This window comes from Aliterella sp. E5.1 (assembly GCF_057473825.1).
The window spans coordinates 1-2,115 of sequence record NZ_JBYCCV010000263.1 but is presented as its reverse complement, the minus strand read 5'-3'; the positions used below and the strand labels follow the sequence as shown (position 1 = coordinate 2,115).

The following is a 2,115-nucleotide window of genomic DNA, read 5'->3' as shown; positions in this document are numbered from 1 at the left end:
AGAATCGGGTCACTAGGGTCAAACAAAGCCAGCTCATAGAGGGCCATGGAGCCAGCCCACCCTGAGACCAGGGCAGTGTGCATTAGGTGTGTTGCAATTAGCCGCCCCGGATCATTAATAAGAACTGTATGTACTCGGTACCAGGGTAGTCCCATAGACTACGCTCCTCCTCTAATACTTCAAAACTTTTCGGCGGTTTATTAAGCCAGATTTTATTAACACTCCACACAACTTAGTTAGAGAAACTCTTGTGGGTGGGGCCCAGTAGATCGACACCAACTAAGTCTGCATCGATTTATATTGAACCATATTTGCGTACACCAAAGCTTAACTAGGGTTTTTGCATGTGCTTAAATCCCTTAGGAAGCAGCACCTGGTCGATGACTCTGCATAAGGGTCTTAAAAAGGTTAACCAGCAATGAGTAAGCTCTACCGGGCACCATTAAAGTTAACAATCACTCCAGCAAGAAGTGAGTTATCTGGCAGTTCTCTTTAAAATGAGAGTGTATAAAGAAGTGTATCCAGTGTTAGAGGCGATTGCAAGCAGGTTTGCCGCCTAGCCGCGACGACCGATTGTTTGCGATCGCTCGATTCCTAAGCTAAGGCTTAACCTCCCAAAGGCCAAAATCTAGGCCGGGGGATGGTTATTCTGGGTAGTGGCAATCATGATGCTTCCCGTCGGATCTGACTTGATTCGAGGGAGTGCAGTAACGACAAGGACTTACAAAGATGGGCAATATCAAGTTTATTAAAGAGAACCAGGAGATTATCGCCGCCGATGGAGCTAACCTGCGCCTCAAAACCCTGGAAAATAACATTGATCTCTACACCCTAAAAGGCAAGCTGATGAACTGCGGCGGCTACGGCCAATGTGGGACGTGCGTTGTGGAGATTGCCGAGGGGATGGAAAATCTTTCTCCTCGGACAGAGGTTGAAAACCGCAAACTCAGCAAAAAACCTCAAAGCTATCGTTTGGCTTGCCAAACCCTGGTCAATGGACCTGTGAGTGTCAAAACCAAGCCTTGAGGATAAATCTCTTTCGAACTGTGATTAACTCTTGATCTGGCTGAGATAGCTGGCGTAGGGAAAGGATTTGGCTAGTTGATGTTGAGCCGATGAATTCTACCAAATGACCGAAGCTGAAGAACAAGAGATGTTATTCTAAAGGCATCAATGCTTGAGACAAGAGAGGGTCTAGATTGTTATGGAAGTCAACCTGTTAGGATATATCGCAACTGCCCTATTTGTACTGGTTCCGACTGCTTTTTTGATTCTTCTCTACGTTCAAACCACCAGCCGGGAGGGTGATGAGGGCAGTTAAAACCAATTCAGCTTAGACCTTAGAAACTATTTTTTGATTTGGGTTGCATCCCTAAGCTGCGATTGCTTAGGTTAGTTATATAAAAATTGTGAAAGCAAAGGCTCAGAAAGAGATTTATCTCCCTGAGCCTTTGTTAATTTGTCCATCAGGTCCTGAGCCGTGATTCTGTCGTGATCCTGGAGGCTGCCTACCCCCCTGCAGGCGATTACTCGCTGCGGACAAACAGAACGGGGCAATTGGCATAGACCCGCACGTAATCTGATAGGGAGGTCCCTAACAACCGATCCAAATCTGGCAGGTTTTTGGCTACCGAAGGGCGGCGATCGGGGGACCCTAGCATCAGCAGGTTCACATTCAATGATTCGGCAAATTGACAAATCTCTTCGCCAGGTTTGCCAGCGCTGGCAACACATTGGTAGGCAATCCCTCTGTTCTTAGCTTCTGCCACCGCCGGGGCTAGAACGGGATTCTTTTCGGCATTGCTTAGCATTGACTCACGATGACCCTGCAGATCGCGATCGACGTGGGCCAGGATCAACTTTCCACCCTTAACCCCTTGGAGGAGAGACAGGGCTAACTTTAGACAATCCTTGGCCGCCTGAGACTCATCCATCGCGACCATGATCCGATTAATCTTGCCCACGAAAATGTCGTCTTTGACCAACAACCCGATCGCGAGGGTCGTGCCGCCGACGGAGTAGACGAGCGTGGTGGCGAGCAGCCCCCAGAGGTCCGCGCCGATGACGCGCCGGTAGTTGGCGAGGGTCAGGTCGAGGCTGAAGAAGTTGAAGTCC

The 2,115-nt window shown here is 48.8% G+C and carries 3 protein-coding genes and 1 pseudogene; 2 read left to right on the top strand and 2 right to left on the bottom strand.

All coding sequences use genetic code 11. From position 1 onward, the window contains the following. Positions 1 to 155: pseudogene (locus AC2VE5_RS26080) on the bottom strand (photosystem II chlorophyll-binding protein CP47); the annotation flags it as partial. A 574-nt stretch (positions 156 to 729) separates the two neighbouring features. Here AC2VE5_RS26080 and AC2VE5_RS26075 point away from each other — a divergent pair. Both AC2VE5_RS26075 and psbM read left to right on the top strand, forming a co-directional pair. After that, a complete protein-coding gene (locus tag AC2VE5_RS26075) occupies positions 730 to 1,026 on the top strand; it encodes a 2Fe-2S iron-sulfur cluster-binding protein (RefSeq protein WP_486890467.1) in 297 nt (98 codons plus the stop codon). A gap of 178 nt (positions 1,027 to 1,204) precedes the next feature. Beyond that, positions 1,205 to 1,321 carry a photosystem II reaction center protein PsbM gene (gene psbM / locus AC2VE5_RS26070; RefSeq protein ID WP_486890466.1) on the top strand — a complete coding sequence of 39 codons (117 nt, stop codon included), beginning with the start codon at positions 1,205 to 1,207 and terminating at the stop codon, positions 1,319 to 1,321. A 205-nt stretch (positions 1,322 to 1,526) separates the two neighbouring features. Here the strand turns inward: psbM and AC2VE5_RS26065 are convergent. Further along, the coding region (locus AC2VE5_RS26065) for a universal stress protein (protein WP_486890465.1) at positions 1,527 to 2,115 on the bottom strand (589 nt) is incomplete at its 5' end.